General features: G+C 57.0%; 21 protein-coding genes. 16 read left to right on the top strand and 5 right to left on the bottom strand.

The genetic code is table 11. The annotated features are described in order from the left end of the window. Position 1: 1 nt before the first annotated feature. From QD172_RS02930 to QD172_RS02880, 11 genes are all read left to right on the top strand, one after another. Positions 2–814 (top strand): ABC transporter permease, encoded by an 813-nt coding sequence (locus QD172_RS02930; protein WP_279854868.1) that lies wholly within the window; start codon positions 2–4, stop codon positions 812–814. Continuing rightward, positions 811–1,473 carry an ABC transporter ATP-binding protein gene (locus tag QD172_RS02925; RefSeq protein ID WP_279854867.1) on the top strand — a complete coding sequence of 221 codons (663 nt, stop codon included), beginning with the start codon at positions 811–813 and terminating at the stop codon, positions 1,471–1,473. Before QD172_RS02930 ends, QD172_RS02925 begins: the two co-directional genes overlap by 4 nt. 6 nt (positions 1,474–1,479) lie before the next feature. Further along, the gene (locus tag QD172_RS02920; protein WP_279854866.1) at positions 1,480–2,571 is read left to right on the top strand and encodes a chain-length determining protein; all 1,092 of its coding nucleotides are present in this window, start codon (positions 1,480–1,482) and stop codon (positions 2,569–2,571) included. Positions 2,572–2,608: 37 nt separating this feature from the next. Beyond that, positions 2,609–4,936 (top strand): glycosyltransferase, encoded by a 2,328-nt coding sequence (locus QD172_RS02915; protein ID WP_279854865.1) that lies wholly within the window; start codon positions 2,609–2,611, stop codon positions 4,934–4,936. A gap of 5 nt (positions 4,937–4,941) precedes the next feature. Continuing rightward, complete coding sequence (gene kdsA, locus QD172_RS02910) at positions 4,942–5,763, top strand: 3-deoxy-8-phosphooctulonate synthase (RefSeq protein WP_279854864.1); 822 nt, start codon at positions 4,942–4,944, stop codon at positions 5,761–5,763. A 21-nt stretch (positions 5,764–5,784) separates the two neighbouring features. Beyond that, entirely contained in the window at positions 5,785–7,074 is a 1,290-nt protein-coding gene (kdsB, locus tag QD172_RS02905) for a 3-deoxy-manno-octulosonate cytidylyltransferase (protein WP_279854863.1), read from the top strand. A gap of 68 nt (positions 7,075–7,142) precedes the next feature. Then, entirely contained in the window at positions 7,143–8,090 is a 948-nt protein-coding gene (locus tag QD172_RS02900) for a KpsF/GutQ family sugar-phosphate isomerase (RefSeq protein ID WP_279854862.1), read from the top strand. A 35-nt stretch (positions 8,091–8,125) separates the two neighbouring features. After that, complete coding sequence (locus tag QD172_RS02895; RefSeq protein ID WP_279854861.1) at positions 8,126–9,142, top strand: phytanoyl-CoA dioxygenase family protein; 1,017 nt, start codon at positions 8,126–8,128, stop codon at positions 9,140–9,142. A gap of 359 nt (positions 9,143–9,501) precedes the next feature. Further along, positions 9,502–10,575: a dTDP-glucose 4,6-dehydratase gene (gene rfbB, locus QD172_RS02890; protein ID WP_279854860.1), complete on the top strand. Its 1,074-nt coding sequence runs from the start codon at positions 9,502–9,504 to the stop codon at positions 10,573–10,575. Positions 10,576–10,912: 337 nt separating this feature from the next. Continuing rightward, on the top strand, positions 10,913–11,839 hold the full coding sequence (gene rfbA, locus QD172_RS02885) for a glucose-1-phosphate thymidylyltransferase RfbA (RefSeq protein ID WP_279854859.1): 927 nt from the start codon (positions 10,913–10,915) through the stop codon (positions 11,837–11,839). 323 nt (positions 11,840–12,162) lie between these two features. After that, positions 12,163–13,191 (top strand): glycosyltransferase, encoded by a 1,029-nt coding sequence (locus tag QD172_RS02880; RefSeq protein ID WP_279854857.1) that lies wholly within the window; start codon positions 12,163–12,165, stop codon positions 13,189–13,191. A 126-nt stretch (positions 13,192–13,317) separates the two neighbouring features. On the opposite strand, the gene QD172_RS02875 is transcribed toward QD172_RS02880, so the two are convergent. Then, positions 13,318–13,872, bottom strand: coding sequence for a flavodoxin family protein (locus QD172_RS02875; RefSeq protein ID WP_279854856.1), 555 nt, complete (start codon positions 13,870–13,872; stop codon positions 13,318–13,320). A 134-nt stretch (positions 13,873–14,006) separates the two neighbouring features. Here QD172_RS02875 and QD172_RS02870 point away from each other — a divergent pair, with 134 nt between their 5' ends. Together QD172_RS02870 and QD172_RS02865 are read left to right on the top strand one after the other, a co-directional pair. Next, complete coding sequence (locus QD172_RS02870; RefSeq protein WP_279854855.1) at positions 14,007–14,945, top strand: LysR family transcriptional regulator; 939 nt, start codon at positions 14,007–14,009, stop codon at positions 14,943–14,945. A 136-nt stretch (positions 14,946–15,081) separates the two neighbouring features. Then, entirely contained in the window at positions 15,082–15,765 is a 684-nt protein-coding gene (locus tag QD172_RS02865; protein ID WP_279854854.1) for a DUF938 domain-containing protein, read from the top strand. Positions 15,766–16,304: 539 nt separating this feature from the next. Here the strand turns inward: QD172_RS02865 and QD172_RS02860 are convergent. The 4 genes from QD172_RS02860 to QD172_RS02845 form a co-directional block, all read right to left on the bottom strand. Beyond that, entirely contained in the window at positions 16,305–16,664 is a 360-nt protein-coding gene (locus tag QD172_RS02860; RefSeq protein WP_279854853.1) for a hypothetical protein, read from the bottom strand. A 51-nt stretch (positions 16,665–16,715) separates the two neighbouring features. Next, positions 16,716–17,084: a PH domain-containing protein gene (locus QD172_RS02855; RefSeq protein ID WP_084208355.1), complete on the bottom strand. Its 369-nt coding sequence runs from the start codon at positions 17,082–17,084 to the stop codon at positions 16,716–16,718. 346 nt (positions 17,085–17,430) lie between these two features. After that, positions 17,431–18,294 (bottom strand): SDR family oxidoreductase, encoded by an 864-nt coding sequence (locus QD172_RS02850; RefSeq protein ID WP_279854851.1) that lies wholly within the window; start codon positions 18,292–18,294, stop codon positions 17,431–17,433. A 412-nt stretch (positions 18,295–18,706) separates the two neighbouring features. Next, positions 18,707–19,603, bottom strand: a complete 897-nt coding sequence (locus QD172_RS02845; RefSeq protein ID WP_084208357.1) for a LysR family transcriptional regulator — start codon at positions 19,601–19,603, stop codon at positions 18,707–18,709. Between the two features lie 453 nt (positions 19,604–20,056). Between QD172_RS02845 and QD172_RS02840 the strand changes: the two genes are divergently transcribed. The 3 genes from QD172_RS02840 (at position 20,057) to QD172_RS02830 (ending at position 25,264) form a co-directional block, all read left to right on the top strand. Then, on the top strand, positions 20,057–21,574 hold the full coding sequence (locus tag QD172_RS02840; RefSeq protein ID WP_279854850.1) for a CoA-acylating methylmalonate-semialdehyde dehydrogenase: 1,518 nt from the start codon (positions 20,057–20,059) through the stop codon (positions 21,572–21,574). Between the two features lie 104 nt (positions 21,575–21,678). Then, complete coding sequence (locus tag QD172_RS02835) at positions 21,679–23,493, top strand: GMC family oxidoreductase N-terminal domain-containing protein (protein ID WP_279854849.1); 1,815 nt, start codon at positions 21,679–21,681, stop codon at positions 23,491–23,493. Positions 23,494–23,626: 133 nt separating this feature from the next. After that, positions 23,627–25,264: a BCCT family transporter gene (locus tag QD172_RS02830; protein WP_279854848.1), complete on the top strand. Its 1,638-nt coding sequence runs from the start codon at positions 23,627–23,629 to the stop codon at positions 25,262–25,264. Positions 25,265–25,342: the final 78 nt, after the last annotated feature.

Below are 25,342 nucleotides of genomic sequence, written 5' to 3'. Positions count from 1 at the left end.
CATGGAAATGACAACCCCTTCCTTACACAAAGTCACTCGTAGCCCCCTACGTGTGACGTGGAGTGTCTGGCACGCGTTGTTCATGCGCGAGGCAGTCGCTCGTACCATGGCGGATAGAATGGCGTGGTTCTGGATGTTGTTTGAACCCATTGCGGTAATCGCCATCATGGTCGGCATACGGGCCCTGTTAGCGGGAGGGCATCGGGTATCTGGAGCTGAATTCGTTCCTTGGATGATTACGGGACTGCTGGGGTTCTTTCTGTTCAGGGAAAACATGATGCGCTCCATCGGAGCGGTAGACGCCAATAAAGGACTATTCACCTATCGACAGGTCAAACCCATCGACCCTGTGCTGGTGCGTTGCTATCTGGAAGGCATGATAAAAACACTGATCCTGATTCTATTTGTGCTGGTCGGCAGCCTACTGGGGCTCGACTTGATTCCTGATGACCCACTACTGGCACTATGGGGTTGGCTGACTCTCTGGGCACTGGGTGCCAGTATTGGAATTCTTGTTTCTGTGCTGAGTGAGCTGATTCCTGAGATTGGCAAGCTACTTAAAATCATGGGGCTTCCGCTGTTGATCATCTCTGGGGTCATTTTCCCCATCAACCTCATTCCGCACGAATACCAGATCTATGTCACCTGGAATCCTATCGTTCACGGCGTCGAAGAACTGAGGAAAGCATTCTTCTCCGGATACCACACGCTGAATGTGATCAATCTTCTCTATCCGTGGTTCTGGGCACTTGGCATGATGGCATTTGGGTTGCTCCTGCATATCCGGTTTTCGTGGAGGTTGCGCGCTCAATGATAGAAATTCGTGGCTTGTACAAGCGTTACCATAATCATCATGGCAGCGACTGGGTGCTTAACGATATCAATCTCACTATTCCCACAGGAGTTAGTGTCGGCTTGGTAGGCAAGAATGGGGCAGGGAAGTCGACCTTGCTACGTCTTATCGCTGATATGGACCGTCCCGAAAGAGGGGAGGTCATACGCCATAGTCGAGTATCTTGGCCGATCGGCCTTGGTGGCGGCTTTCAGGGTTCAATGACAGGTCGGCAGAATGTCAAGTTCGTTGCACGGATTCATGGTAATCATGGAAAAGTGAATGATCTTATTGATGAGGTTGAAGCATTCGCAGAAATAGGCCCAGCGTTCGATGAGCCTGTAAAAACCTATTCATCAGGGATGAGAGCACGCTTGGCCTTCGGGCTATCACTGGCATTTGAATTTGATGTCTACCTATCTGATGAAGCAACCGCGGTCGGAGATAGGGCATTCAGGGCCAAGGCAAGTAAGGCTTTCAAGGATAGAATCAATACCGCAAGCCTGATCATCGTTTCACATAGTGAAGGTATCCTGAAAGAGCTTTGCCAAGCGGGTATCTATTTAAAAAATGGTGAAGCGATATGGCATGACAGTATCCATGACGCCATTTCTCATTATCATGCCGACAGCAAGGATTAAATACGCATGAAAAATTTTTTGAAAAAGTACCCTCATTGGGGACTTTGTTTTTTTAGTATCTTCGTTGTGAGTTTTTACTGGACATTCTGGGCCAGTGATCGTTATGTCTCTGAAGCCAATGTGGTGTTGGAGAGTCCACAGGTCAGTATGCCAAGTCTTGATGTCTCTTCACTCTTGACGGGGGGGGGGAGTTCCAATAGCCAGGATATGCTACTGCTCAGGGACTACTTACTATCTACGGACATGCTGAAGTATCTTGTCAAGAATGCAGACTTCAGGAAGCACTATGCTGGTTCTGGTGCAGACTTCTTTACACGACTGAGAGATGAAGATGCACCTCTCGAGATGTTGCATAAATACTATAAAAAGCGCGTCTCGGTTGAGCTTGATTCTTATGCTGGGGTATTGCGTATCAAAGTTGAGGCATTTACTCCAGAAAAAGCGCACCAGATAGCGAGCCTGTTGCTCTCACAGGGTGAGACTCAGATGAACCTTTTGGGGCAGCGTCTGGCTCAAGAACAAGTCGAGTTTTTGGAACAGCAAGTTGAAGTTCTTGAGAAGCGATTCAACGCCACGCGTGAAGCATTGTTGAGTTACCAAAATGAAAATGGCTTGGTTTCCCCAACTGCAACTGTTGAAAGCTTGAGTACAGTCGTGGCGACCCTGGAAGGGCAGTTAGCCAGTCTCAAAGCACGAAGAAGTGCACTATCGAGTTATCAAAGCAAGCGTTCACCTGAAGTGGTTCGTGTGAATAGTGAAATCAAGGCGCTTAATGACCAGATCGAAAGCGAACGAAATCGCTTAGCTCGTCAAGGTGGTAATGCTTTGAATGCTCTTTCCAGTGATTATCAGACGTTACAGCTGAAAGCTGAGTTTGCACAGCAGAGCTATTCAGGAGCTTTAGAGGCTCTAGAAACAACCCGAATAGAAGCAGCTAGGAAATTGAAGAAAATTACAACATTGCAAATGCCCACCATGCCTGAATACTCTGCCGTGCCTAGGAGGCTGTACAATACGATTGTATTTGTCTGTATTGCTTTGTTTGTATCAGTGATTTTATCTATGATCTCTTTAATCATATCGGATCATCGGGATTGATCTTTATGTTTGTATAAGTGCTCTTAGGAGGCCTGTGATGTATAGTGTGAACAATATTGACTTGACCGTTATTATTCCTTTCCGTGATGACCCATCTCTCCCTTATTTAAAGTCGCGACTAGAGGATCAGTGCTGGTCTTTTCCAGATCACAAGAGAATTCAGTTTCTTGTTGTGGACTCTGGCTCCAGCTATGATAGTCAAAAAGTATGTAGAGAGATCTGTTCGAAGAATAATGTAGATTATATTTATCACGACAGTATAGGTAAGACTTTCTCAATTGGTGAAGCGCGTGATTACGGAGTTAAGCATGCTGAAGGTAATGCCGTTACTTTCCTCGATGTTGACTTGCGAGTCTCAGATGATTTCTGGGATAATCTTCTGAAGTTGATGTGCTCTTATGGTATCTCAACGTATAAGAAAAGTTTTTTTGCCATACCGTGCTTGTACCTTACCGAGCAAGGCACAGAAGATTTTAATAATAACTCTGACTCCTCGAAATATTTGGCATACTATATGTCATATCTGTTAGGAGATAAGTCAAAGGTACAGAATCTTGCAGCTTGCTCTTCGGTAATGATTGTCAATCGTTTGCATTATCTATCTGTGGGCGGCCATAGCCCTGAGTTTAGAGGGCATGGATACGAAGATTTTGAACTTTATCATCGCCTTGGTGCAGAAGATAATACTATTCCTAGAGCTGATGATTATTATAAAGACACTAAAGTATGGGATACGTCAACCTATAATGGGTTTAGATCGCAGTTTTCATTATATGGTAGACTTGCGCTTGCCTCTAATCTTTATGTTTTTCATCTTTGGCATCCTCGCCCTAAAGAAAGCGATTTTTATGCGCCGGTTAACACTCAGAATAATCGGCTTCTATGGATGGATCTTTTTAAAAAGTTTGACAAAGATAGAATTCATCCCACCCCGATATCGGCAGTAGAATCTGCACATAAAAAAGTTCTTTACTTTGGTGTGCCAAATAGTCATTCATCAAACTGTTTAAAAGATATTGTACCTTTGCTTGGTGATTTCGTATATATAAGTGAGTATGATTACTATGAAGATGAAGTATTCGATTATAGATCATTTGAAGACCTAATTTCTCACCATGACATTGAAGCTATTGTTTTTCCTAATCCTTACGGTAACCCGGCCCGTTTAGAGGTTTACAAATGGGCAAAAAGAAGCGGTATCAAGCTATATGTCTACGAGCGGGGTGCATTACCGGATAGTTGGTTCTTTGATTCAAGTGGTTTCAATTCACACTCGAATAGCTATGACGCAAAACTATGGGATCATAAAGTATCTGATATTGATTTAATTCGCACAAAGAAATACATAGCACAACTGTCAAATCAAGAAACACTCGAAAAGCAAACAAATAGAATTGGTGCCGATGCTTTATATGAGAAGTTAAATATTGGTGGAAAAAAAGTCCTTTTTGTTCCCTTGCAACGTCCTAGCGATACAGTAATAAAATACATGGGTGGGGAAATAGAAGAATATAGCGACTTTGTCAATTTTATAGATAAAGCTGCGGAGCAGCTGAAAAAAAAGGGCTGGGTTGTTCTTTGCAAAAGGCATCCTCTAGAAACCGACTCGCCTGCTTTAGAGCATGCTCGATATGTTGCGCATGAGACACATTTCATGGATCTAATTGAAATGTCTGACTCTGTGGCTTTGGTTAATTCGGGTGTAGGCCTTTACTCTATGGCTTTTAATAAGCCCACTTATGTTTTCGGTGAGGCTTTTTATAGCATTGAGGGTGTAAATGTCAAATCAAGCATTTATGATATGGATGGCTTCATAAGCAATCTAAGTAGCCCGTATCAAGTTGATGTGGAAAAAGTATATCGATTTATCTCTTATTTAATTCATGGGTTTTATTCTTTTGGGAAGCCAAATGTTGTATACCGAACTGAAAGAGATGGCTCTAAGCGGAGCATTACAACGTCTGTAGACTTTTACGAAATTAGGATCCCGGGTTTGCAGCCAGTTTTATATAATAAGTCGAGTTATCCATCTGTCAGTAAGTTTTCTCCCTTATTTGAGAGATTTACCTTAGATCTAGTGCAGAAAAAAAGCCGATCTAAAGTTACTAAATCTTCTGGTAAAGCTGTAACTGCTGCTACAGGTTCTCAGCCTAAAAGAGAAGATGCAAGTAGTTTGAATCAGCTACGATCCAACTTGATAAAATCTACCATGAGATATCGACTCTATAAGGTTGCCTATGGAGCTTTCCTGAGTAATGCTCAAAAAGCTCGCCTAGAAAATCAAACGGTCGATTTTTTTGTTAAAGCTAAACATCCTGTCTCTCGCTTTGGGCGCTGGATGTTTAAGCGTCAATTAAAGGCTTGAAACGTATGAGAATTAGTAACAATATCAATTTTACTCTTTTTGGCGGTATTAACGTCCTTGAATCTCGCGATCTCGCCATGCGTGCTTGCGAGCACTATGTAGAGGTGACCAATAGGCTTGGTATCCCCTACGTATTCAAAGCCAGTTTCGACAAGGCCAATCGGTCCTCGATTCATTCATATCGTGGCCCAGGCTTGGAAGAAGGCATGCGAATTTTCCAGGATGTAAAGTCCGAGTTCGGCGTCAAGGTCATTACGGATGTCCATGAGACATGGCAGTGTGAGCCTGTAGCGGAAGTGGCCGATATCCTGCAATTGCCGGCTTTCCTTGCTCGTCAGACAGATCTGGTCGTGGCCATGGCCAAGACTGGCAAGACGATCAATATCAAGAAACCGCAGTTCCTGAGCCCGGGGCAGGTGGTGAACATCGTCGAGAAGTTCAAGGAAGCGGGGAACAGCGATCTCATTCTCTGTGATCGTGGCACCAGCTTTGGGTATGACAATCTGGTAGTCGACATGCTCGGCATTGATGTCATGAAGCGCGTGACCGGGAATCTTCCGATCATCTTCGATGTCACCCATGCGTTGCAGCAGCGTGAAGCGACCGGCGCCGCTTCTGGTGGTCGTCGTCAGCAGGTGGTGACACTTGCGAGAGCCGGCATGGCCACAGGCTTGGCGGGCCTGTTCCTAGAAGCCCACCCGGACCCCGACAATGCCAAGTGCGATGGACCCAGCGCTTTGCCGCTTCATCAACTCGAGCCTTTCCTGCAACAGGTCAAGGCTATCGATGATGCAGTGAAGTCGCTGCCTGAACTGGTCATTGAATAAGTCTGCAAAGGGAATAGCGTCGTGACGATTGAGATGAACCAGAAAACGGTCATCATCATTCCTGCACGTTACGGCTCCAGTCGTCTGCCAGGGAAGCCCCTGGCAGACATCGCTGGCAAGCCGATGGTGCAGCATGTGGTGGAGCGTGCTTCCCAGGTATCTGGAATTGATGCTGTCTGGGTTGCCACTGATGACCAGCGCGTCTTCGATACCGTGGAAGCTTTCGGTGGGCAGGCCGTCATGACCTCTCCAGAGCATGCCTCCGGTACGGATCGCCTGGTTGAGGTGATGCAGAAGGTGTCTGCCGACATCTACCTCAATGTGCAAGGCGATGAGCCATTGGTACGACCGGGAGATCTGGAGCTGCTGGTGGCAGCGATGCAAGACAGTTGGGTGAAAGTGGGCACACTCTGTCATGCCATCTCGGCAGAGGAGGCCAGGAATCCGAATACGGTCAAGGTGCTGTGTGATCAGTTTGATGATGCCTTGTACTTCAGTCGCTCTCCGATTCCGTATCCCCGCGAGGCAGACGAGGCCAGCTATCGCAAGCATGTCGGTGTCTATGCCTATCGGCGCGAGGTGCTGGAGGGATATTCGCAGTTGCCACAGCCTATGGCTGAGCGTGTTGAATCGCTCGAGCAGCTGCGTCTCATGCATGCAGGCATCAAGATTCGTGTCATTGAGGTAGAAGAGACAGGCCCGGGCGTTGACACTCCTGAATGTCTTGAGAAGGTAAGGGCCTTGGTGGAAGGGCGTCCTTCATGCGCCAAGTCTGAGCCACTGGTCAGAACTCGGCTGCTGATTACGGATGTTGATGGCGTACTGACGGATGGTGGTATCTATTACGATGCCTCTGGTGAATCTCTCAAGCAATTCCATGTCCGCGATGGCCTGGGTATCCGCTTGTTGGAGGAGTGCGGTATTCAGGTGGCAGTGCTGTCAGGGCGCGATTCCGCGACACTACGCAAGCGTGTGGCGGATCTCGGGATTTCTCATTCCAGGCTTGGGGTGAAAGACAAACATGCTGCATGCCTCGAACTGATGACGGCGGCGGGGGTTACCGCGGATCAGACAGTCTTCATCGGTGATGATGTAATTGATCTGCCAGCCTTCGAGGCTTGTGGTAGCGCTTACGCCGTGGCGGATGCCCCCAACTATATCAAGGCACAAGCCGATGAAGTGTTGTCACTGCCAGGTGGCAAAGGTGCTGTCAGAGAGCTGGCAGATCGAATCCTTTCGGCGCAGGGCAAGGAAGCCGTCTATAGCACCGCAGCAGGTTTTCTGGGCAATGTTGCCAAGGTTGCACAATAAAGAGTGAAGGATACTGCTCAGCAGCAGCATCGCTGGGCAGCCTAGCATCATGGACAGAGGGTAAGGAAATGCCAAGCGTCGAGATTGGAAAGAAGGTATTCGTGACTCAGGCGGAGGCACTGCAAACGACTTCTGAGCGTTTGGGGAATGAGTTTGAAGAGTCGGTACGCATGATCATGACGACCTCTGGTCGAGTGATCGTCTCTGGGATGGGCAAGTCAGGCATCATTGGCAACAAGATTGCAGCCACCTTGGCTTCGACGGGGACGCCCAGTTTCGCCGTTCACCCGGCAGAGGCTTACCACGGTGATTTGGGGATGTTCACCAAAGGGGATGTGGCCATCCTCATCTCCTACAGTGGTGAAACGGAAGAGGTCATTCGCCTGATCCCTTCCTTGAAGCACTTTGGTGTGAAGATCATTGCACTGGTAGGAAACCCCAGCTCGACACTTGGCAAGAACAGTGACTTGGTACTGGATGTTGGTGTTGATCGTGAGGCGTGCCCCAACAATCTGGCGCCGACTACCTCAACTACCGTCACCCTTGCCATGGGGGATGCGCTTGCCGTTGCCTTGATCGAGCGTCGCCAGTTCATGCCTCAGGACTTCGCGGTATTTCATCCCGGTGGAAGTCTCGGGCGTCGTCTGTTGACGCGTGTACGCGATGTCATGCATTCGCCAGTCCCTTGCAATACGCCTGCTGACTCCCTGCGTGAAGTCATCATGACGATCACCCAAGGCGGGTTGGGACTCACTGTCATTGCTGACAAGGGCACCATCCATGGGTTGATCACGGATGGTGACTTGCGCCGCTCACTCTTTGACAATCAGGGACTGGATGGCGTGACAGGGGGCGATATCATGACGCGCACCCCGATGACGATCAATGAGAACGAGATGTTCTCGGCTGCCGAGAACACCATGTTGAAAGCCAATGTCACCTCCTTGTTGGTGGTAGATGACAATGGTGCGCTGACAGGTGTTCTCAAGCTTCAGGATGCTCGCAAGATCGGTTGAGTGGCTCACTGGTCATGAATTCAATGGAGTCAGGCATGCGGTCACTTGCTGCTAGATGCATGGATGCACTTGGATTGTTGACAGGTGCCAAGTCCTTCGTGGCCAATCCAGTGCTGGGCAGTGCTGAGCTCAATCGTCGTGGTCTTCACCTGACACGCCTGCGCGCTGCGCATTGGCTGATGCGTGTACGCCAGGCCTGGTTTGCCTATGGCGTTCCGCGAGAGCAGCGCAAGGCCTTTCAGCGTGATGGCTATCTGATGCTGGAAGATTTCCTGCCTGCGGAGCAGTATCAGCGGCTGCTCACTGAGGCCGAGGGGGCACGTGGCGAGATTCGTCAGTGTCGCCAAGCAGATACCTTGACCCGTCGCCGGGTGATGTCACCGGAAAATGTTGAAGCCTTGCCGGAAATGCAGGCCTTGATGCGTGACAGACGATTCCGCCGTCTCATGCGTTACTGCAGTGGTCATGCTCGCCAGCCCATCATGCATCTGGAGCGCATCCACAATGGTGTACTGGAAAGTCACGAGCGCGATCCTCAGAAATCACTGCACGTGGATACCTTCCAGCCCACCATGAAGTTCTGGCTATATCTGCAGGATGTGACGCCTGCACAGGGCCCCTTCATGTTCGTGCCTGGTTCCACTCGCCTGACGTCAGCCCGATTGACGTGGGAGAAGCACATGAGCCTGATCGCCCGTGATCATCCCAATCGCTATACCCAGCGAGGCTCGTTCCGGGTGGATGAGGGGGATCTGGAGCGCTTCGGGCTGGGCGAGGTCAAGCACTTTGCCGTGAAGGCCAACACCCTGTTGATCGCCAATACCTACGGCATGCATGGCCGAGGTGAGGCAGAGCAGGGCAGTACACGCTTTGCGCTGTGGGGAATGAGTCGTACGACTCCCTTCTCTCCGTTACCGGGACTGGGTTTCGAGTGGTTGAATCGCGTGCAGTACAAGGTACTGGAGGCTGAACGGCAGCGTGATGATCGCAAGGCCGCCGCCCGGGGAGAGCAGGCTTCCTGGTTCGTTCCCTCGGACAACGGCGAGCTGTGAGATAGGTCTACTGACGTGCCGGACGCCTGGGCAAGGCATCCGGCCATGGTTCCTGACAGACACAAGAAAGCCCCGTTCGCTTCGCGTTCGGGGCTTTCTTGTGTCTGTCATACCTCGGGAGGAGGTTTCTCCCTCGTCATATGAGAATTGCCTCATCATATTGAGGTGACATTTGACGCAGGAATTTCAGCTGGGTGACGGCAGGTGAATCGGGCGAGGGCCAGCGATGGCGTGACGTATCATCTAGGGACAAGGAGGGTGGCGGCCCGGTGCTTTGTCGCGCCAGCTGGTCGGCGTTGCCGTGGCTGACAGCACTCTCACATTTTCTTTCTGCGCCGAGTGCGTGGCCGAGGTGAAGCATGAAGTTCCTGATTACCGGTGGTGCCGGTTTCATTGGCTCAGCCGTGGTGCGTGAGTTGATCCATTCGACAACCCATGATGTGGTCAATCTCGACAAGTTGACCTATGCGGGCAACCTGGACTCGCTGGAGTCCGTCAGTGACCACCCACGGTATGTCTTCGAGCAGGCGGATATCTGTGATGCCAAGGCATTGGCGCGCATCTTCCGTGAGCATCAGCCGGATATCGTCATGCACCTCGCCGCCGAGAGTCATGTGGACCGCTCCATCGATGGGCCGGAAGCCTTCATCGAGACCAATGTCATGGGCACCTGCCGTCTGCTGGAAGCCGCACGTCGTCATTGGAAGCAGCTGACGATGGTCAATCCGGAGAAGGCCGAGAGATTTCGTTTTCACCATATCTCGACCGATGAAGTGTTCGGGGATCTCGATGATGATGCCCCCGGTTTCCACGAGCAGACACCTTACGCACCGAGTTCTCCCTATTCAGCGAGCAAGGCGGGCTCGGATCATCTGGTCAGAGCCTGGCAGCGCACTTATGGCCTGCCCACGCTGATGACCAACTGCTCCAACAACTATGGCCCCTATCACTTCCCCGAGAAACTGATTCCCCTGACGATTCTGAATGCGCTGGAAGGCAAGGCATTGCCTGTCTATGGCAGCGGCCATCAGGTGAGGGACTGGTTATACGTGGAGGATCACGCCCGCGCCTTGATCAAGGTGGCGTGTGAGGCAGAGGTGGGGCAGAGCTACAACATCGGGGGCCACAACGAGCAACGCAACATCGATGTCGTCCGCATGATCTGCGCTCTGCTGGAAGAGATGGTGCCGACACGGCCAGAAGGCGTCGCACATTACGCGGACTTGATCACTTTCGTCTCTGACCGGCCGGGGCACGATCTGCGCTACGCCATCGATGCCGCCAAGATTGACCGGGAGCTTGGGTGGCGCCCTCGGGAAACTTTCGAAAGTGGCCTGCGCAAGACAGTGCACTGGTACCTCGAGAACCCTGAATGGTGGCAGCGTATCCGTGATGGCCATTATCAAGGGGAGCGCCTGGGCGTCAGCGCCTGATCCGTCGTTCTCATGTGTCTGTAAGGCTTGGAGTATGGCGTCACGTCATGGTGGCATGGGGCGTCTGGATGAGCGGCATCATGCAAGGCATGACTGACACTTGATCCAAGCATGTTAATTAAATGATGTTGGTAACGTCAGCCAAACATGGGGTAAATGGGGATGAATATCGGTGAAAACCATGCTGCGTGACAGGTAAGGGGCACGTACTCTGTTCTGCGACACGGACTGATGAAGCAAGGCATTTTCAAAGCCATGATGCTCGATGCCCATTTGTCGGTCGGTGTTCGCTATCCGCGGTGACAGCGGAATGACGTCAAGGGACAGGGAGATCAGCATGGCACGGAAAGGCATTATTCTCGCGGGTGGTTCGGGTACACGGCTGCATCCGATCACGCTCGGCGTCTCCAAGCAGTTGTTGCCCATCTATGACAAGCCGATGATCTTCTATCCGGCCTCGGTACTGATGCTGGCGGGAATTCGCGACATTCTCATCATCTCGACGCCTGAAGATCTGCCGCAATATCAGCAACTGCTGGGGAGTGGAGAGCAGTATGGCGTGCACTTCGAATACGCCGTACAGCCCAGCCCGGATGGCCTTGCTCAGGCGTTCCTGATCGCCGAGGACTTCATCGGGGAAGACGATGTCTGCCTGGTGCTGGGCGACAATATCTTCCATGGCCCCAATTTCACCGGCCAGCTCAAGCACGCGGCTTCACGTGTTTCCGGGGCTACCGTATTCGGGTATCTGGTTCAGGACCCGGAACGCTTTGGTGTCGTGGAGTTCGACGAAGAGGGCCGGGCGCTGTCCATCGAGGAGAAGCCAGCTCATCCTCGTTCTCCCTTCGCGGTGACGGGGCTGTATTTCTACGACAACGATGTCGTGGAAATCGCCAAGCAGGTCAAGCCTTCTGCGCGCGGCGAACTGGAGATTACCTGCATCAACAATGCCTATCTGGAACGTGGGGATCTGCATGTCGAGCGCCTCGGCCGTGGCTTCGCGTGGCTGGATACCGGTACCCACGATAGCCTGTTGGATGCAGGGCAGTACGTGCAGACCATCGAGCATCGTCAGGGACTCAAGATTGCCTGTCTGGAAGAGATTGCCTGGGGCAATGGCTGGATCAGCGATGAGGAGTTGCAGGTGCTGGGCCAGCGTCTCAGCAAGACGGGCTATGGGCAGTACTTGCTCAAGCGTCTTGAGGATGTGAGAAGGGCGACCTCACAAGGAGAGGATCGACACGAGCTGATCAGGGTCGCATGAGGCAAGCCCCATGAGGCAAGCCCCATGAGGGCCGGTCGATGAGTGATCGGCCGGACATTTGAGGTATCGATGAGTCAAGGCCCACAGCTTACCCTGTGGGCCTTGTCGTTGCTGGAAGGGCTGTCAGCGGCCCTAACGCATGTAACACGTTGATTACCTCCGCTACATGTTGGCAGCATTCGGGTGGTGTCTGGCTCAGAATTCATTAAGCTCAGAGGAAGCGTCCCAGAGACAATGTGTGCTCTTTCGCGCGCTTGCCTCCCTTTTTGGCCTCCGGGCCAGACGCGCCGGGACCATGAATGCCTCGTGTAAAGGAGACTGTCATGACCGCCTTCCCGACAACCCCACGCTGGATCGTACTCAGCGATGATGCTCTGGCACTGGAAGACATCTATTTCTTCCTGCCTGCCATGGGCGCCTTGCGCAAGGAAGGCACTCGCGTCGAGCGTTTCGAGACGCGTCGCTGGAAGTTCTCGCCCAGGCTGGCTCAGGCGCGTCTCGGCGGTGCCTGTCTGCTGATCGCCCGCACCCTGGGTGAGGAGTGGATCGAGATGCTGGAGGCTCACCGCGAGCAGCATGGCCGCATCTGCTATCTGCTGGATCATGATCTCGTTACCGCGCAGCCTCAGGAGGAAAGCGAGAGGCAGGCTCGTGAGTTGCAGCAACGCCTGCTGGCGCTGGCGGATGAGGTGGTGGTGGTCAGCGAGCAGTTGCAGACTGCTCTGGCAGGCCTGCATCCCAAGGTCAGCCTGCTGACGCCGCCGCTGACAGGGGCGCTGCCGGACCTTCGCCATCTCGATAGTCAGGACTGGTGCATCGGCTTTCATGGCACTCTGGCGCATCGCGACGATATCGTGGCGCTGGCACCGGTACTGCGCGATATCCAGACGCGTCACGACGATACCGAGGTGGAGTTGATGATGGGGCGTCATCTGCCGCTGGCGCTGAGTGACATTCCGCGTCTCAAGTCCATGGAGGCGTTGGGCTGGGAGGCTTTCCAGGACTATTGCTCGCGGCGGCGGATCGCCATTGGCCTCGCGCCCCTGATGGCGGATTCGGTCAATCACGACATGTCGTGGCGGCGTTTTCTCGATATCACGCGCATGGGCGGAGTGGGGATCTACAGTCGTCGCGCTCCCTATCATGAGCTGATCGAGGATGGCGTCGACGGCCTGCTGGTCGGGGATGACCCGGCAGAGTGGCTGGCGGCGCTGGAGCGTCTGTTGAGTGATCGGGATGCCACCCGCGCCATGGCGCACAACGCCCAGCACAAGGCCCATGAGGTGGGGGACCCCCTGCGAGTGCTGGATTTCTGGCGGGCCCGCAGCACGATGGTCACTTACCCCATGTGACACTGCCACTCGGGTAACGAGACACTATCCTCCTACACGCCAATACCCCACAGGCATTCCATCGCCTGTGGGGTATTGGCGTTTTCAGGGTCTGATCTTCCCGCGACCTGACAGTGGGGTGTCAGATCAACCCACCAGGCGCTGGGTGATGTGTGCGACGCGCTCACCGTACAGGCGTGCGGTTTCCAGATCACCGGCGGGGATCGCCTCAGCGCCTGCATCGGAGGGAGACTGCACCAGAACTCCGGCGGACCCACCGAGATGGTTCACGTCGTCGCGGGTGGCTGCCAGCGTGGTGGCAGGAGCGAGTCCCAGACTGACCCACAGGCCACCGTGCTGCATGGCCAGAGTCTGCAGGTAGTTCAGGGTCATCTGCTTGTCGCCGTTGAGGCTGGCGCTATTGGTGAAGCCACCGAAGACCTTGTCCTGCCAGCCGCGCGAGAACCACACCTTGGAGCTGGCGTCGGCAAATTTCTTGAACTGCCAGGGAGGGCCGCCCATATAGGTCGGGGTGCCGAAGATGATGGCATCCGAGTCATTCAGTACCTGCCACTCCGCCTCACTGATCTCGCCCTGTGGGTCGATTCGAATCAACGTGGCACCAGCACCTTCCACCACCGACTCTGCCACACGCTGGGTGTGTTCATAGCCTGAGAAAACGATCACGGCAATCTTGCTCATGCAGACATCCTCTGGGGTCATGACAGATTTCACGAACGAGGTCAGTCTAGTCAGGCACGCGTCAGCGAGATACCGTATGGCGAGTGACGCTTTGTTGCATGAAATGAGCAGATGCAGGCGAGGGGTGGGCGGAGATGATCGATCGTATTGCGGCCAGTGAGGTGTTTCTGGCCAGCGTGGAGCTTGGCAGTATCTCGGCCGCCGCCGAGCGGCTGGACATGTCGCGTGCCATGGCGTCCCGCTATGTCGCGGCGGTAGAAACCTGGGCCGGTGTACGGTTGCTGCATCGTTCAACCCGTCATCTGAGCCTGACGGGGGCCGGGGAGCAGTTACTGCCCACTCTGAAGACTCTGGTGGCGCTCTCGGATCGGGTCGCGTGGCCGGGGATTGCCCAAAGTGCCGAACCCTGCGGCCCGCTGCGTGTCAGTCTCAGCGTGATTGCGGCCCAATCCCTGATGGGCGAGGCCTTTGCCAGCTTCATGGCCCGATATCCACGTGTGCAGTTGGAATTGCTGGCGACCAACGAGCGCGTCAATCTGATTGAGGAGCGCATTGATCTGGCGATCCGCATTACCAATGAGCTGGATCCTCAGCTGATCTGTCGCCCTCTGGGCCAATGTCATTCCGTGCTGTGTGCCGCACCTGGCTATCTGGCGGTTCATGGCCACCCCTCGCATCCTGAGCAGCTCGCCCAGCATCAGTGCCTGACCTACACGCATTTCGGGCCGGGACAATGGACGCTCTATCGTGATGATGAGGTCTGTCAGGTGACGGTGAGCGGGGGGCTCAAGACCAACGAAGCTACCTTGCTGATGGAAGCCCTGCGCTGGCAGGGGGGTATCGGCATGCTCCCCCGATTCGCCGTTGCGCCCCTGTTGGCCAGCGGGGAGCTCGAGGCCGTGTTGCCGGAGTGGGCGCCCAAGCCACTGGGGATGCATGCGCTCTACAGCACTCGCCAACACATGCCGCTGGCATTGCGTGCGCTGATCGATCACCTGGCCGACGTCCTGGCAGGATCTGCGGGAGCGGGGCCGTATCACACCGCTTCGGCTGTTGAGGATGGGATAACCTGAGGGCGAGGTTCTGTCCCGGAGGTGAGGAGGACTCATCGTCCTGTGTGACGGGCTGCTGGCAGGGGCTTTTCGCGATGGTTTTGCTATGCTGCGTCACCTGATCGTTTCCCCATGTATCCGTTGCAAGGAGTGTGGCATGTCGTTTCCCCCAGCGCCTGAAGTTCCCGAGTCCCTGCCATTGGCGGATGCCTCCTCACCAGTGCGCCCGACGCCCCAGGAACTCTCCGAGCCGAGTCGTCTGGCGAGCCCGGCGGCCGCCCGCAATCGCGATGCCATTCTGGGCGTGTTGCGCGAGGTGATGGGTGAGTCCCGTCGGGTTCTCGAGCTGGCCAGCGGAAGCGGTGAGCATGCCGTGCATTTCGCCAGTGGATTGCCGCATCTGTGTTGGCAGCCGACAGACGCCAGCGCCCGAGCGCTGGCCTCGATCGTGGCCTGGCGAGAGGAGGCATCCTTGCCCAATCTGCAGGCCCCGCTGGCATTGGACGTCCTCGATCCCTGGCCGGAGGTGACATTCGATGCACTGGTGGCGATCAATCTGGTACACATCTCGCCGTGGCGCGTCACCACCGAGCTGATGCGTCAGGCCGGACGTCGCCTGCCACCAGGCGGGGTACTGTATCTCTACGGCCCCTACAAGCGTGAAGGCCGGCACACGGCACCCAGTAACGAGGGCTTTGATATCCAGCTCAGAAGCCGCAATCCGCTGTGGGGCGTGCGCGATCTGGGCGCGGTCATCGAGGAAGCGAATCGTAACGGCCTGACCCTCGACAAGGTGATCGAGATGCCAGCCAACAATCTGAGTGTGGTCTTTCGACGTTAGCACGTGCGATGGCGATCAGTGAGCCGTCAGCCATCAGCGGTAGTGAGCACTCCGCATGTGGCCCCTTCACTACGACAATGCCCCGTCCTGTCGCCAGGTCGGGGCATTGTCGTATTCCGGCGAGGGAAACCCGTCACTGCGGACGTGGGCAAATCCTTGATTTACCGTTCTGCTTTCAATAAGGGCCGTTATGAAGGCGAGTGCATTAATCATTGATCGTGAGTCGGTATCAAAAGCGCTTAGTCGCAAGCAGAAACTTAGTCTGAGAATGATCTGTCATCCACAATACGGTGTCAGTGTTGTCTAGGAGTGCTTGATCGGTAGGATATTTGCATAACCCGTATTGTTTACAGGTCTTTCATAGAAACCACGCCTCATCAGGCGGTGTTGGGGGCGACAGATGGGGTTGGGCAGAAGAGTAACCAGCTCAGGCTAATCGTGTCATTACTTCCCGGGACCATACACCTAGAGGCCATCTTGCCTAATGCAGAATTGCCCCGGGAGCTTGCGGGCATTCCCCGGGAGCACAAGCGAGCTTACTAGCGCCCGCGAGCGTCGGGTTCCCGCTCGGTATCATTCCAGTCGATCACGTGACTGATGATCTTCCAGCCGGCCTTGCGGGCGGCCTTTTCGGCCTGAATGCGCGCTTCCACCCGGGAGATGCTGTCGGTCTGCACCGTGAAGGGTTCTTCCAGTGCCAGACGTTTCTGCTTGACGCCCAGCGTCACTCTGAGCCCCTTGAGCGGAGTGGTCGTCTTTCTGGCGCGTGGTGCCTCAGGGCGAATGCGCGGCGAGGTGCCGGGAGAGGTTGAGCTGGCGGGGGCAGTAGAGGAGCGGACATATCGCTCCAGCTCACGCTTCATGTTTTCTTCGAATTGTTGGATGGTGGTATCACTCATATCAGCAGTCTCATTCACGTCCGTAGAGAAGTACGATGATGGCGAAATGGCTCAACACGCATGACGGGCAATGAGTCGTGAGATGTCGGTCAATGGCGTAGACCCGGTAAATTCAAATCTGACGGTGCCCAGGGCGGAGGAGAATATCGTGAGCTCCGAGTCGAGGTCGAAGGTACCGGAGGTTTCAATCGAGAAGGCGTCAATCTTCCTGTAAGGGAGCGAGGTGAAGTCCTTCTTGCTCCCGGTAAGGCCCTGCACATTCACCGCTATGACGCGCTTGGTGGTAAAGATGACCCCATCACGCATCGATTTGTAGGCCGCGACAATCTCTTCCCCTTCACACAACAACGCTTCCACCTTTTCTGCGTATTCGGCGTGTGGCTTGAGCTTGAACACGCCCTTGTTCTGGAAGTCGATCATGGAATACTCCAGCCTGCTGCTCAAGTCTCTGACATGAGTCTCGCGAACAGGATATCGAGGGGGATGAGACGCCGTCAGTGAGTCAGTCGCTCATGAATCATGCATCGTGACACGTGGTATAGGCTCAAGGATAAGGGATTCCAGCGCCTGAGGATAGCGTCGTGCTAACCCCTGGCAAGGGGCGTCAGCGCACCCTGTTGCAGTGGTTGCCAACGAGCGTGCCATTGGCGAAACAGGATGCGCTTCTCACTTCTAAGCAGGGTAAGACTTTCATGAACCGGCTTTCACGAACCGGCTTTCACGAACCGGCTTTCATAGACACAAAGGCCGAGTGCGCTTTCAGCGCTCAGCCATTGACGACGGTGCCGCCATTGGGGTGCAGGGTCTGGCCGCTGATGAAGGAGGAATCCAGTGATGCCAGGAAGACATAGCAGGGCCCCAGTTCACAGGGTTGCGCGGTACGTCCCATCGGGGTGTCGGCACCAAAGTCTTCCAGCATCTGCGGATCATGTGCGCCGAGTGTCGCCGGCTGCAGCGGTGTCCAGACCGGCCCGGGGGCGATGGCGTTGACGCGAATCCCGCGGCCGACCACTTGATTGGACAGTGAGCGGGTGAAGCTGACGATGGCGCCCTTGGTCGCGGTGTAATCGACCAGAAACTCCGGGCCGATATAGGCATTGACCGAGGTGGTATTGATGATGGTGTCATCTTCGCCGAGATGCGGGAGCGCTGCCTTGGTCAGGTAGAACATGCTGTGCATGTTGGTGGCGAAGGTCTGCTCCCACTGGACATCCTCCAGGGTGGTCAGGTCCTCGCTGACCCACTGGGTGCCGGCGTTGTTGACCAGCACATTGAGCCCGCCGAAGGTCTCGACCACCTGCGCCACGGCGTCGCGGCAGAGCTCGGCGTCACGCAGGTCACCGGCGATCAACAGGCAACGACGTCCCTCCGCTTCCACGAGTCGCTTCGTTTCCTGAGCGTCCTCTTCCTCGCTTAAATACATCACCGCCACATCGGCACCTTCGCGCGCGAAATGTATGGCGGCGGAGCGACCGATACCGCTGTCGGCACCGGTGATCAGCGCCACCTTGTTCTCGAGCTTGCCGCTGCCGCGATAGTCGTCACGGATGAAGATCGCCTGTGGCTCCATCAGGCGCTCCGTGCCCGGCAGTGTCTGCTGTTGGGCATGAATCTCGGTCTTGGCCACCATCTCATCCTCCTTGACGACGCCGTACGCCGTAGCTGTGTAAGTCGTGTGAGCTGTGTGAGTCATGTGAGCTGCGTCAGTCGCGTGGGCGGTCGTGACCGGCATGACACGCCGCACAGTCTCGGGCACATCAGATATCACGCATACCCTTGAGTAACCTTGTGACAGTGGGGGCGAGGGAAAACGGGCGAGACAGGCAACGCTGCGTCCCGCTCAGAGCAATCCTGCCAGTGATGGGAGGTGGGGAGGCCGTGAGAGTGCAAGGGCAGGTGAGGAGAGAAGGGCAAAGAGCTTGGCGCTTAGCGCAGAGAAAAGAGGGAAGAGAGAAGAGAGAAGAGAGAAGAGAGAAGAGAGAAGAGAGAAGAGAGAAGAGGCCGGCGTGGCCCACGAAGGGCGCAACCTGGCATGACACCGGTCACTCTACCGGCCAGACATTGGCCAGGCTCTGCAATGCCGCCTGAACGCTGGGATCAGCGGCCTTGTCACGGCGCCATACCACGCTGAGTGCGCAGGGCAGGCGGGTGTCCGGCACGATATTGAGCCCACGCTCCTGACGCTCGGCCAGCGCCAGCACATCACGCGCCAGTGACAGCCCGACCCCCGCGCGTACCAGGTCCAGCATGCAGACTTCCTGATCCACCTGGGCGACGCGATGCAGCGTAGCCTCCACGCCGCGCATGGCATGTGCCAGCAGGCGGGAATGTACCGAGTTGGGGGGCGTGACGATCCACGGCAGGGCCGCCAACGAGGCCCAGTCGGTCGCGGTCAGCCGCGATGACCAGCCCGCCGGTGCCAGCACGTAGTACTCGAACAGCGCCAATTCCCGGTAGTCGAGGGCGCTGTCGCCCGGCCCTTCTCCCGGTGGGGCGAGATAGAAGCCGATTTCCAGCTCATCCTGCTTGAGTGCCTTGAGCACACATCCACTCATGCCATGTTGCAAAGACGTCTCGATCCCGGGTGCCTGTGCCAGCAGATGCCGCAGGAAACTGCCGAGACGAATGAATTCCGGGTCGATGATGGTGCCGATGCGCAGGGTGCCACGCAGGGTGCTGTGCAGGGCAGAGGCAGCCTGCTCGAACTGGCGGGCACTGGCCAGCGTGCTTTCGGCACTGGAGAGCAGGGCCTGACCATCGGCGGTCAGCTGCAATCCATGGGGGTGCCGATCAAACAATGAGAGGCCCAGGCTTTCCTGAAGCTGTTTGAGCTTGAGGCTGACGGCAGGCTGGGTGAGGTGCAAGGCCTCGGCGGCTCGTGACACGCTACCGGTGCGCGCCACGGTGACGAAGGCGTGAAGACGGGACAGATCCTGCATCGAAGGCTCTCTGGGCAAGGGGGCGAAGGATCAACAGCGACATGGTTCATGTACCAGGCCGCCTGCATTCTTGTCTCAGCGTCCCGCCGATGACCTATTCCCCTTTGGTCTAGCGGTGCCACCGAAAGCGCTGCCTTGACGCTCGAACATTCCCTCCGCCGTATTCCATTCCACGCTCTCACTCGCCCGCAACCCCGCCATGACTGGGCTGGTGAGCGATGGCGGCTGTCTGCGTTCGGGGGCGTTCGTGATATCAGCAATCGTTATATCGCACCCAAGAATAACTCAATTGAACGTTCCGGCCGGCGGGGTAGATTCAAGGTACAGCCTTCATGCATTCAGCTCTCATAAGCAGCTCTCATGTCCAGCCTTATGACCAGCCCCTATGGCTGAGCCGCCGGGATGCTCCCCACGCACGCTTCAGTCACAACGCCAGTGGAGACGATTCACGCCATGACCACGCCCCAACAGACCATCGCCCATTTCATCAACGGCCAGGTGACCCACGGTGACTCCAGTGCCACACAGGATGTCTTCAATCCCGCCACCGGCCAGGTGACCGGCCAGGTCGCGCTGGCACGCGACAGCGACATCGATGCTGCCGTGGCGGCCGCCGACGCCGCCTTCCCGGCCTGGGCCGACACCCCGCCGATTCGTCGTGCCCGGGTGATGTTCAAGTTCCTCGCGCTGCTCAACGAGCACAAGGACGCGCTGGCGGAGGCGATCACCCGCGAGCATGGCAAGGTGTTCACCGATGCTCAGGGCGAGGTGGCACGTGGCATCGATATCGTCGAGTTCGCCTGCGGTATCCCGCAGTTGCTCAAGGGGGATTTCACCGACCAGGTCAGCACCGGCATCGACAACTGGACGATGCGCCAGCCGCTGGGTGTCGTCGCCGGCATCACGCCGTTCAACTTCCCGGTGATGGTGCCGATGTGGATGTTCCCGGTGGCCATCGCGGCAGGCAACTGCTTCGTGCTCAAGCCGAGCCCGCTGGACCCCAGCGCCTCGCTGATGATGGCGGATCTGCTCAAGCAGGCGGGCCTGCCGGATGGCGTCTTCAACGTGGTGCAGGGCGACAAGGATGCCGTCGAGGCGCTGATCGATCACCCCAAGGTGCGCGCACTGTCCTTCGTGGGCTCCACCCCGATCGCCAACCTGATCTACGAGCGTGGCGCACGTCACGGCAAGCGCATTCAGGCACTGGGTGGCGCCAAGAACCATATGGTGGTGATGCCGGATGCCAACCTCGACAAGGCGGTGGATGCCCTGATCGGCGCGGCCTACGGCTCCGCCGGCGAGCGCTGCATGGCGATCAGTGTGGCGGTGCTGGTGGGCGATGTGGCGGACACCCTGGTGCCGCGTCTGGCCGAGCGTGCCCGCGAGCTCAAGATCAAGGACGGCATGAATCTGGACGCCGAGATGGGGCCGATCGTCACCCGCCAGGCGCATGAGCGTATCTGCGGGTATATCGAAAAGGGCGTCGCGGAAGGGGCCGAGATGATCGTCGACGGGCGTGAGTTCACCGGCAACGACATCGGCGGCGACAGCACTGAAGGCTTCTGGATGGGCGGCACGCTGTTCGATCACGTCACCCCGGACATGACCATCTACAAGGAAGAGATCTTCGGCCCGGTACTGGCCTGTGTCCGCGTGCCGGACGTCGCGACCGCCATCCAGCTGATCAATGACCACGAATTCGGCAACGGCGTGAGCTGCTTCACCGAGAGCGGCAGTGTCGCGCGTGAATTCGGGCGGCGCATCCAGGTGGGCATGGTCGGCATCAATGTGCCGATTCCGGTCCCGATGGCCTGGCACGGCTTCGGTGGCTGGAAGAGCTCCCTGTTCGGAGATACCCACGCCTACGGCGAGGAAGGGGTGCGCTTCTACACCAAGCAGAAGTCCATCATGCAGCGCTGGTCGGATTCCATCGATGCCGGTGCCGAATTCGCCATGCCGACGGCCAAGTAAGTCGCTCGCGACTGCGGTCATCTGCACTGTCGCCATCTGCATCGTAGTCATCTGCATTCTGGTTACCTACCAGCATACGCCAGCTGTCTGGAGAGGGACGCGCCATGTCAGACAACAAGAACAATCAGCATCGACCCCCGGGGGGCGAGCAGGACGCTCGCCCCGCCAAACCGGGAGACGATCTGTCGGAATTCGATTTCATCATCGTGGGGGCCGGTTCCGCCGGCTGCCTGATGGCCAATCGCCTCAGCGCCAATCCTGATCACCGCGTGCTGCTCATCGAGGCGGGTGGGCGGGACAACTATCACTGGATCCACATTCCGGTGGGCTACCTGTACTGCATCAACAATCCGCGCACCGACTGGCTGTACCGCACCGAGCCGGACAAGGGGCTCAACGGACGTTCGCTGATCTATCCGCGCGGCAAGACGCTGGGGGGATGTTCCAGCATCAACGGCATGATCTACATGCGCGGTCAGGCGCGGGATTATGACCACTGGGCCGAGGTGACCGGCGACAGCGAGTGGCGCTGGGAGCAATGTCTGCCGGTCTTCATGCGCCATGAGGATCACGCGCGCCTCGACGAGGGCGGGGATGCCGGCCCCGAGCATCGCCAGTTCCATGGTCACGGTGGCGAGTGGCGAGTCGAGCGGCAGCGCCTCAACTGGGAAGTGCTGGACGATTTCGCCAGTGCCGCCGAACAGGCCGGCATCCCGCGCACCGAGGACTTCAATCGTGGCAGCAACGAAGGGGTGGCCTATTTCGAGGTCAATCAGCGTTCCGGCTGGCGCTGGAATACGGCCAAGGCCTTTCTGCGTCCGGCACTCAAGCGCGGCAACCTGACGCTGTGGCACTCCACCCAGGTCAATCGTCTGCTGTTCGCGGGCGGCGAGCAGGGCGCAGGGGATGGCACAGGAGCTGGCACAGGGGCGGACGCAGTGAAGGACGCCTCCAGTCTGCGCTGCACAGGGCTGCAGGTCGTGCGTGATGGCAAGCTCATCAACCTCTCGGCGAAGCGTGAGGTCGTGCTGTGTGCCGGCGCCATCGGCTCGCCACATCTGCTGCAGGTCTCGGGGGTCGGGCCCAAGGCATTGCTGGAGCAACATGGCGTCGAGGTGGTGAAGGATCTGCCCGGCGTCGGCGAGAATCTGCAGGACCACCTGCAGATCCGCTCGGTCTACAAGGTCACCAATGCCAAGACCCTGAACGCCATGGCCAGCACGCTGCTGGGCAAGATGGGCATCGGCATGCAGTACCTGTTCAAGCGTTCCGGGCCGATGAGCATGGCGCCATCGCAGCTGGGGGCTTTTACGCGCAGCAGCGAGGACTACGCCCATCCCAATATCCAGTATCACGTCCAGCCGCTGAGTCTCGAGGCCTTCGGGCAGCCCTTGCATCCCTTCCCGGCGATCACCGCGAGTGTCTGCAATCTCAACCCCACCAGCCGTGGCTCGGTGCGTCTGCAGAGCGCCGACCCGCGCCAGGCCCCGGCCATCGCGCCCAACTACCTGAGCACCGAGGAAGATCGCAAGGTCGCGGCCGACTCGCTGCGGGTCACGCGGCGCATCGCCTCCCAGCCGGCCTTTGCGCGCTACCAGCCCGAGGAGATCAAGCCGGGGGTCGAGTACCAGACTGATGACGAGCTCGCCAGGCTCGCCGGCGATATCGGCACCACCATCTTCCATCCGGTGGGCACCACGCGCATGGGGCGCGCGGATGACCCGATGGCGGTGGTCGACAGCCGCCTGCGAGTGCGCGGTATCCAGGGGTTGCGGGTGGCAGATGCCGGCATCATGCCGACCATCGTCAGCGGCAATACCAACTCGCCGACCCTGATGATCGCGGAGAAGGCCGCTGGCTGGATTCTGGAGTCTGCTGTCAGTACCGATTTGGCCGAGCCACTGCCGAGATCGGCCTGACAACGGCCATCTTCCTCCACCCATATCACGGCCTTGCCGATACGCCATGCATGGAGACCTTGCGATACGCCAATCGCAGGGAACTCCCCGTGTCTCAACACCGAACCGCATAACCACAATAACGGTGATCAACATGAGCAGTTCTGCGCCCAAGGCGGCTTCCGGTAGCGAAAGCCAGCCACGCGATTCCCGCGCCTCCCACACGGCCCGCGACGAGATTGACTGGCGGGTATTCCTGCCCTCGGTGCTCGTCATCGCCGGCCTGATCATTCCCATCATCCTGTTTCCTGAGTCCGGTGAGGCTGCCGTCAATACGGCCTTCGCCTTCGCGACCGGCAATTTCGGCTGGCTTTACCTGCTGGCGGGCTTCTCCGTGGTCGTGTTCCTGATCGGTCTGGCGTTCAGCCGCTACGGCAACGTCCGTCTGGGTGGCCCGCAGGACACGCCGGAGTTCTCGTATTTCAGTTGGGTGGCGATGATCTTCGCCGGCGGGATCGGCATCGCCATCGTCAACTGGGCGTGGGTCGAGCCGATCTACTATTTCACCGGCCCTCCCTTCGACGTCAAGGCCGGCAGCGATGCGGCGGCCGAGTGGGCGCTGGCCTATGGGCAGTTCCACTGGGGGCTGACGCCCTGGGCGTTCTACTGCCTGCCGGCGATTCCCATCGCCTATTCCATGTATGTGCGCAACCGCCCGGGCGTGCGTCTTTCCGTGGCCTCAAGCGGCGTGCTCGGCAAGCGTGCCGAGGGGTGGTGGGGCGTGCTGCTGGATGCGGTGGTGGTATTCGGCATCGTCGGCGGTGTCGGCACCTCACTGGGACTGGCGGTGCCACTGGTTTCACGGCTGGTCAGTGATCTGCTCGGCATCGAGCCGTCCTTCGCGCTCAATCTGGGGGTGCTGCTGATCTGGACGGCGATCTTCTCGGCCAGCGTGTGGTTCGGCTTGGCCAAGGGCATCAAGATTCTCTCCGACATCAACGTGATTCTGGCCATCGTGCTGCTGGCCTTCACCTTCATCGCCGGGCCATCGCTGTTCATGGTCGAGGGCTGGGTCAACAGTCTCGGCACCATGCTGTCGAACTTCGTAACCATGAGTCTGTGGACCGACCCGGTGGGCGATTCGACCTTCTGGAAGGATTGGACCGTCTTCTACTGGGCCTGGTGGATCGCCTACGCGCCGATGATGGGGCTGTTCGTCGCCCGTATCTCGCGGGGACGCACCATTCGTGAGCTGATCATCGCCGAGCTGGTGTTCGGCTCGCTGGGCTGCTGGGTGTTCTTCGCGGTCTGGGGTGGCTATGCGCTGGATCTGCAGGTCAGTGGCACTCTGGATGTCGCGGCCGTGCTCAGCGACGGCGGTATCCCCGGTGCGGTGTCCGCAATTCTCGCCACGCTGCCGTTCTCAGAGCTGATCACCGCAAGCTTCATCCTGCTGTGCTTCATCTTCCTCGCCACCACCCTGGACAGCTCGGCCTATGTGCTGGCGTCGGTGACCACGCGTGAGCTCTCTGGCTATCAGGAGCCCAGGCGCAGCGTGCGTCTGATCTGGGCCTTCCTGATCGCCGGTGTCGGGGTGGCATTGATCCAGTTGGGCGGCCTCAAGGCGGTTCAGACTTCCACCATCGTGGTCGCGCTGCCGATGATCCCGGTGCTGTTCATCCTGACCTGGTCGCTGGTGCGCTGGTTGCGCCAGGACTTCGCGCGCAAGGTGCTGGAACCGCATCTGGTGCTGGAGACTCCCAGCCCGCGCGATGACGCCAAGTCTCGCTGAGTGCACTTTTTCCTGTCTCTCTCAACACATGACGCTCACCGGGGCTGACGCGACCCGCAGCCCCTCTGGCCAGAAGGA

Origin of the sequence: Cobetia sp. 10Alg 146, from assembly GCF_029846385.1 — a bacterium.
GTDB classification, from domain to species: domain Bacteria; phylum Pseudomonadota; class Gammaproteobacteria; order Pseudomonadales; family Halomonadaceae; genus Cobetia; species Cobetia marina.
This window is presented reverse-complemented; position numbering and strand designations above follow the sequence as displayed.

Bases quoted from the DNA above. Each gene is read 5' to 3' on its own strand.
- QD172_RS02835 (WP_279854849.1), top strand. From the start codon at position 21,679: ATGTCAGACAACAAGAACAATCAGCATCGACCCCCGGGGGGCGAGCAG.
- QD172_RS02840 (WP_279854850.1), top strand. From the start codon at position 20,057: ATGACCACGCCCCAACAGACCATCGCCCATTTCATCAACGGCCAGGTG.
- QD172_RS02865 (WP_279854854.1), top strand. From the start codon at position 15,082: ATGTCGTTTCCCCCAGCGCCTGAAGTTCCCGAGTCCCTGCCATTGGCG.
- QD172_RS02850 (WP_279854851.1), bottom strand. From the start codon at position 18,294: ATGGTGGCCAAGACCGAGATTCATGCCCAACAGCAGACACTGCCGGGC.
- QD172_RS02900 (WP_279854862.1), top strand. From the start codon at position 7,143: ATGCCAAGCGTCGAGATTGGAAAGAAGGTATTCGTGACTCAGGCGGAG.
- rfbA (WP_279854859.1), top strand. From the start codon at position 10,913: ATGGCACGGAAAGGCATTATTCTCGCGGGTGGTTCGGGTACACGGCTG.
- QD172_RS02925 (WP_279854867.1), top strand. From the start codon at position 811: ATGATAGAAATTCGTGGCTTGTACAAGCGTTACCATAATCATCATGGC.
- rfbB (WP_279854860.1), top strand. From the start codon at position 9,502: ATGAAGTTCCTGATTACCGGTGGTGCCGGTTTCATTGGCTCAGCCGTG.
- QD172_RS02855 (WP_084208355.1), bottom strand. From the start codon at position 17,084: ATGATCGACTTCCAGAACAAGGGCGTGTTCAAGCTCAAGCCACACGCC.
- QD172_RS02915 (WP_279854865.1), top strand. From the start codon at position 2,609: ATGTATAGTGTGAACAATATTGACTTGACCGTTATTATTCCTTTCCGT.
- QD172_RS02930 (WP_279854868.1), top strand. From the start codon at position 2: ATGGAAATGACAACCCCTTCCTTACACAAAGTCACTCGTAGCCCCCTA.
- QD172_RS02880 (WP_279854857.1), top strand. From the start codon at position 12,163: ATGACCGCCTTCCCGACAACCCCACGCTGGATCGTACTCAGCGATGAT.
- kdsA (WP_279854864.1), top strand. From the start codon at position 4,942: ATGAGAATTAGTAACAATATCAATTTTACTCTTTTTGGCGGTATTAAC.
- QD172_RS02895 (WP_279854861.1), top strand. From the start codon at position 8,126: ATGCGGTCACTTGCTGCTAGATGCATGGATGCACTTGGATTGTTGACA.
- QD172_RS02830 (WP_279854848.1), top strand. From the start codon at position 23,627: ATGAGCAGTTCTGCGCCCAAGGCGGCTTCCGGTAGCGAAAGCCAGCCA.
- QD172_RS02845 (WP_084208357.1), bottom strand. From the start codon at position 19,603: ATGCAGGATCTGTCCCGTCTTCACGCCTTCGTCACCGTGGCGCGCACC.
- QD172_RS02870 (WP_279854855.1), top strand. From the start codon at position 14,007: ATGATCGATCGTATTGCGGCCAGTGAGGTGTTTCTGGCCAGCGTGGAG.
- QD172_RS02860 (WP_279854853.1), bottom strand. From the start codon at position 16,664: ATGAGTGATACCACCATCCAACAATTCGAAGAAAACATGAAGCGTGAG.
- QD172_RS02920 (WP_279854866.1), top strand. From the start codon at position 1,480: ATGAAAAATTTTTTGAAAAAGTACCCTCATTGGGGACTTTGTTTTTTT.
- QD172_RS02875 (WP_279854856.1), bottom strand. From the start codon at position 13,872: ATGAGCAAGATTGCCGTGATCGTTTTCTCAGGCTATGAACACACCCAG.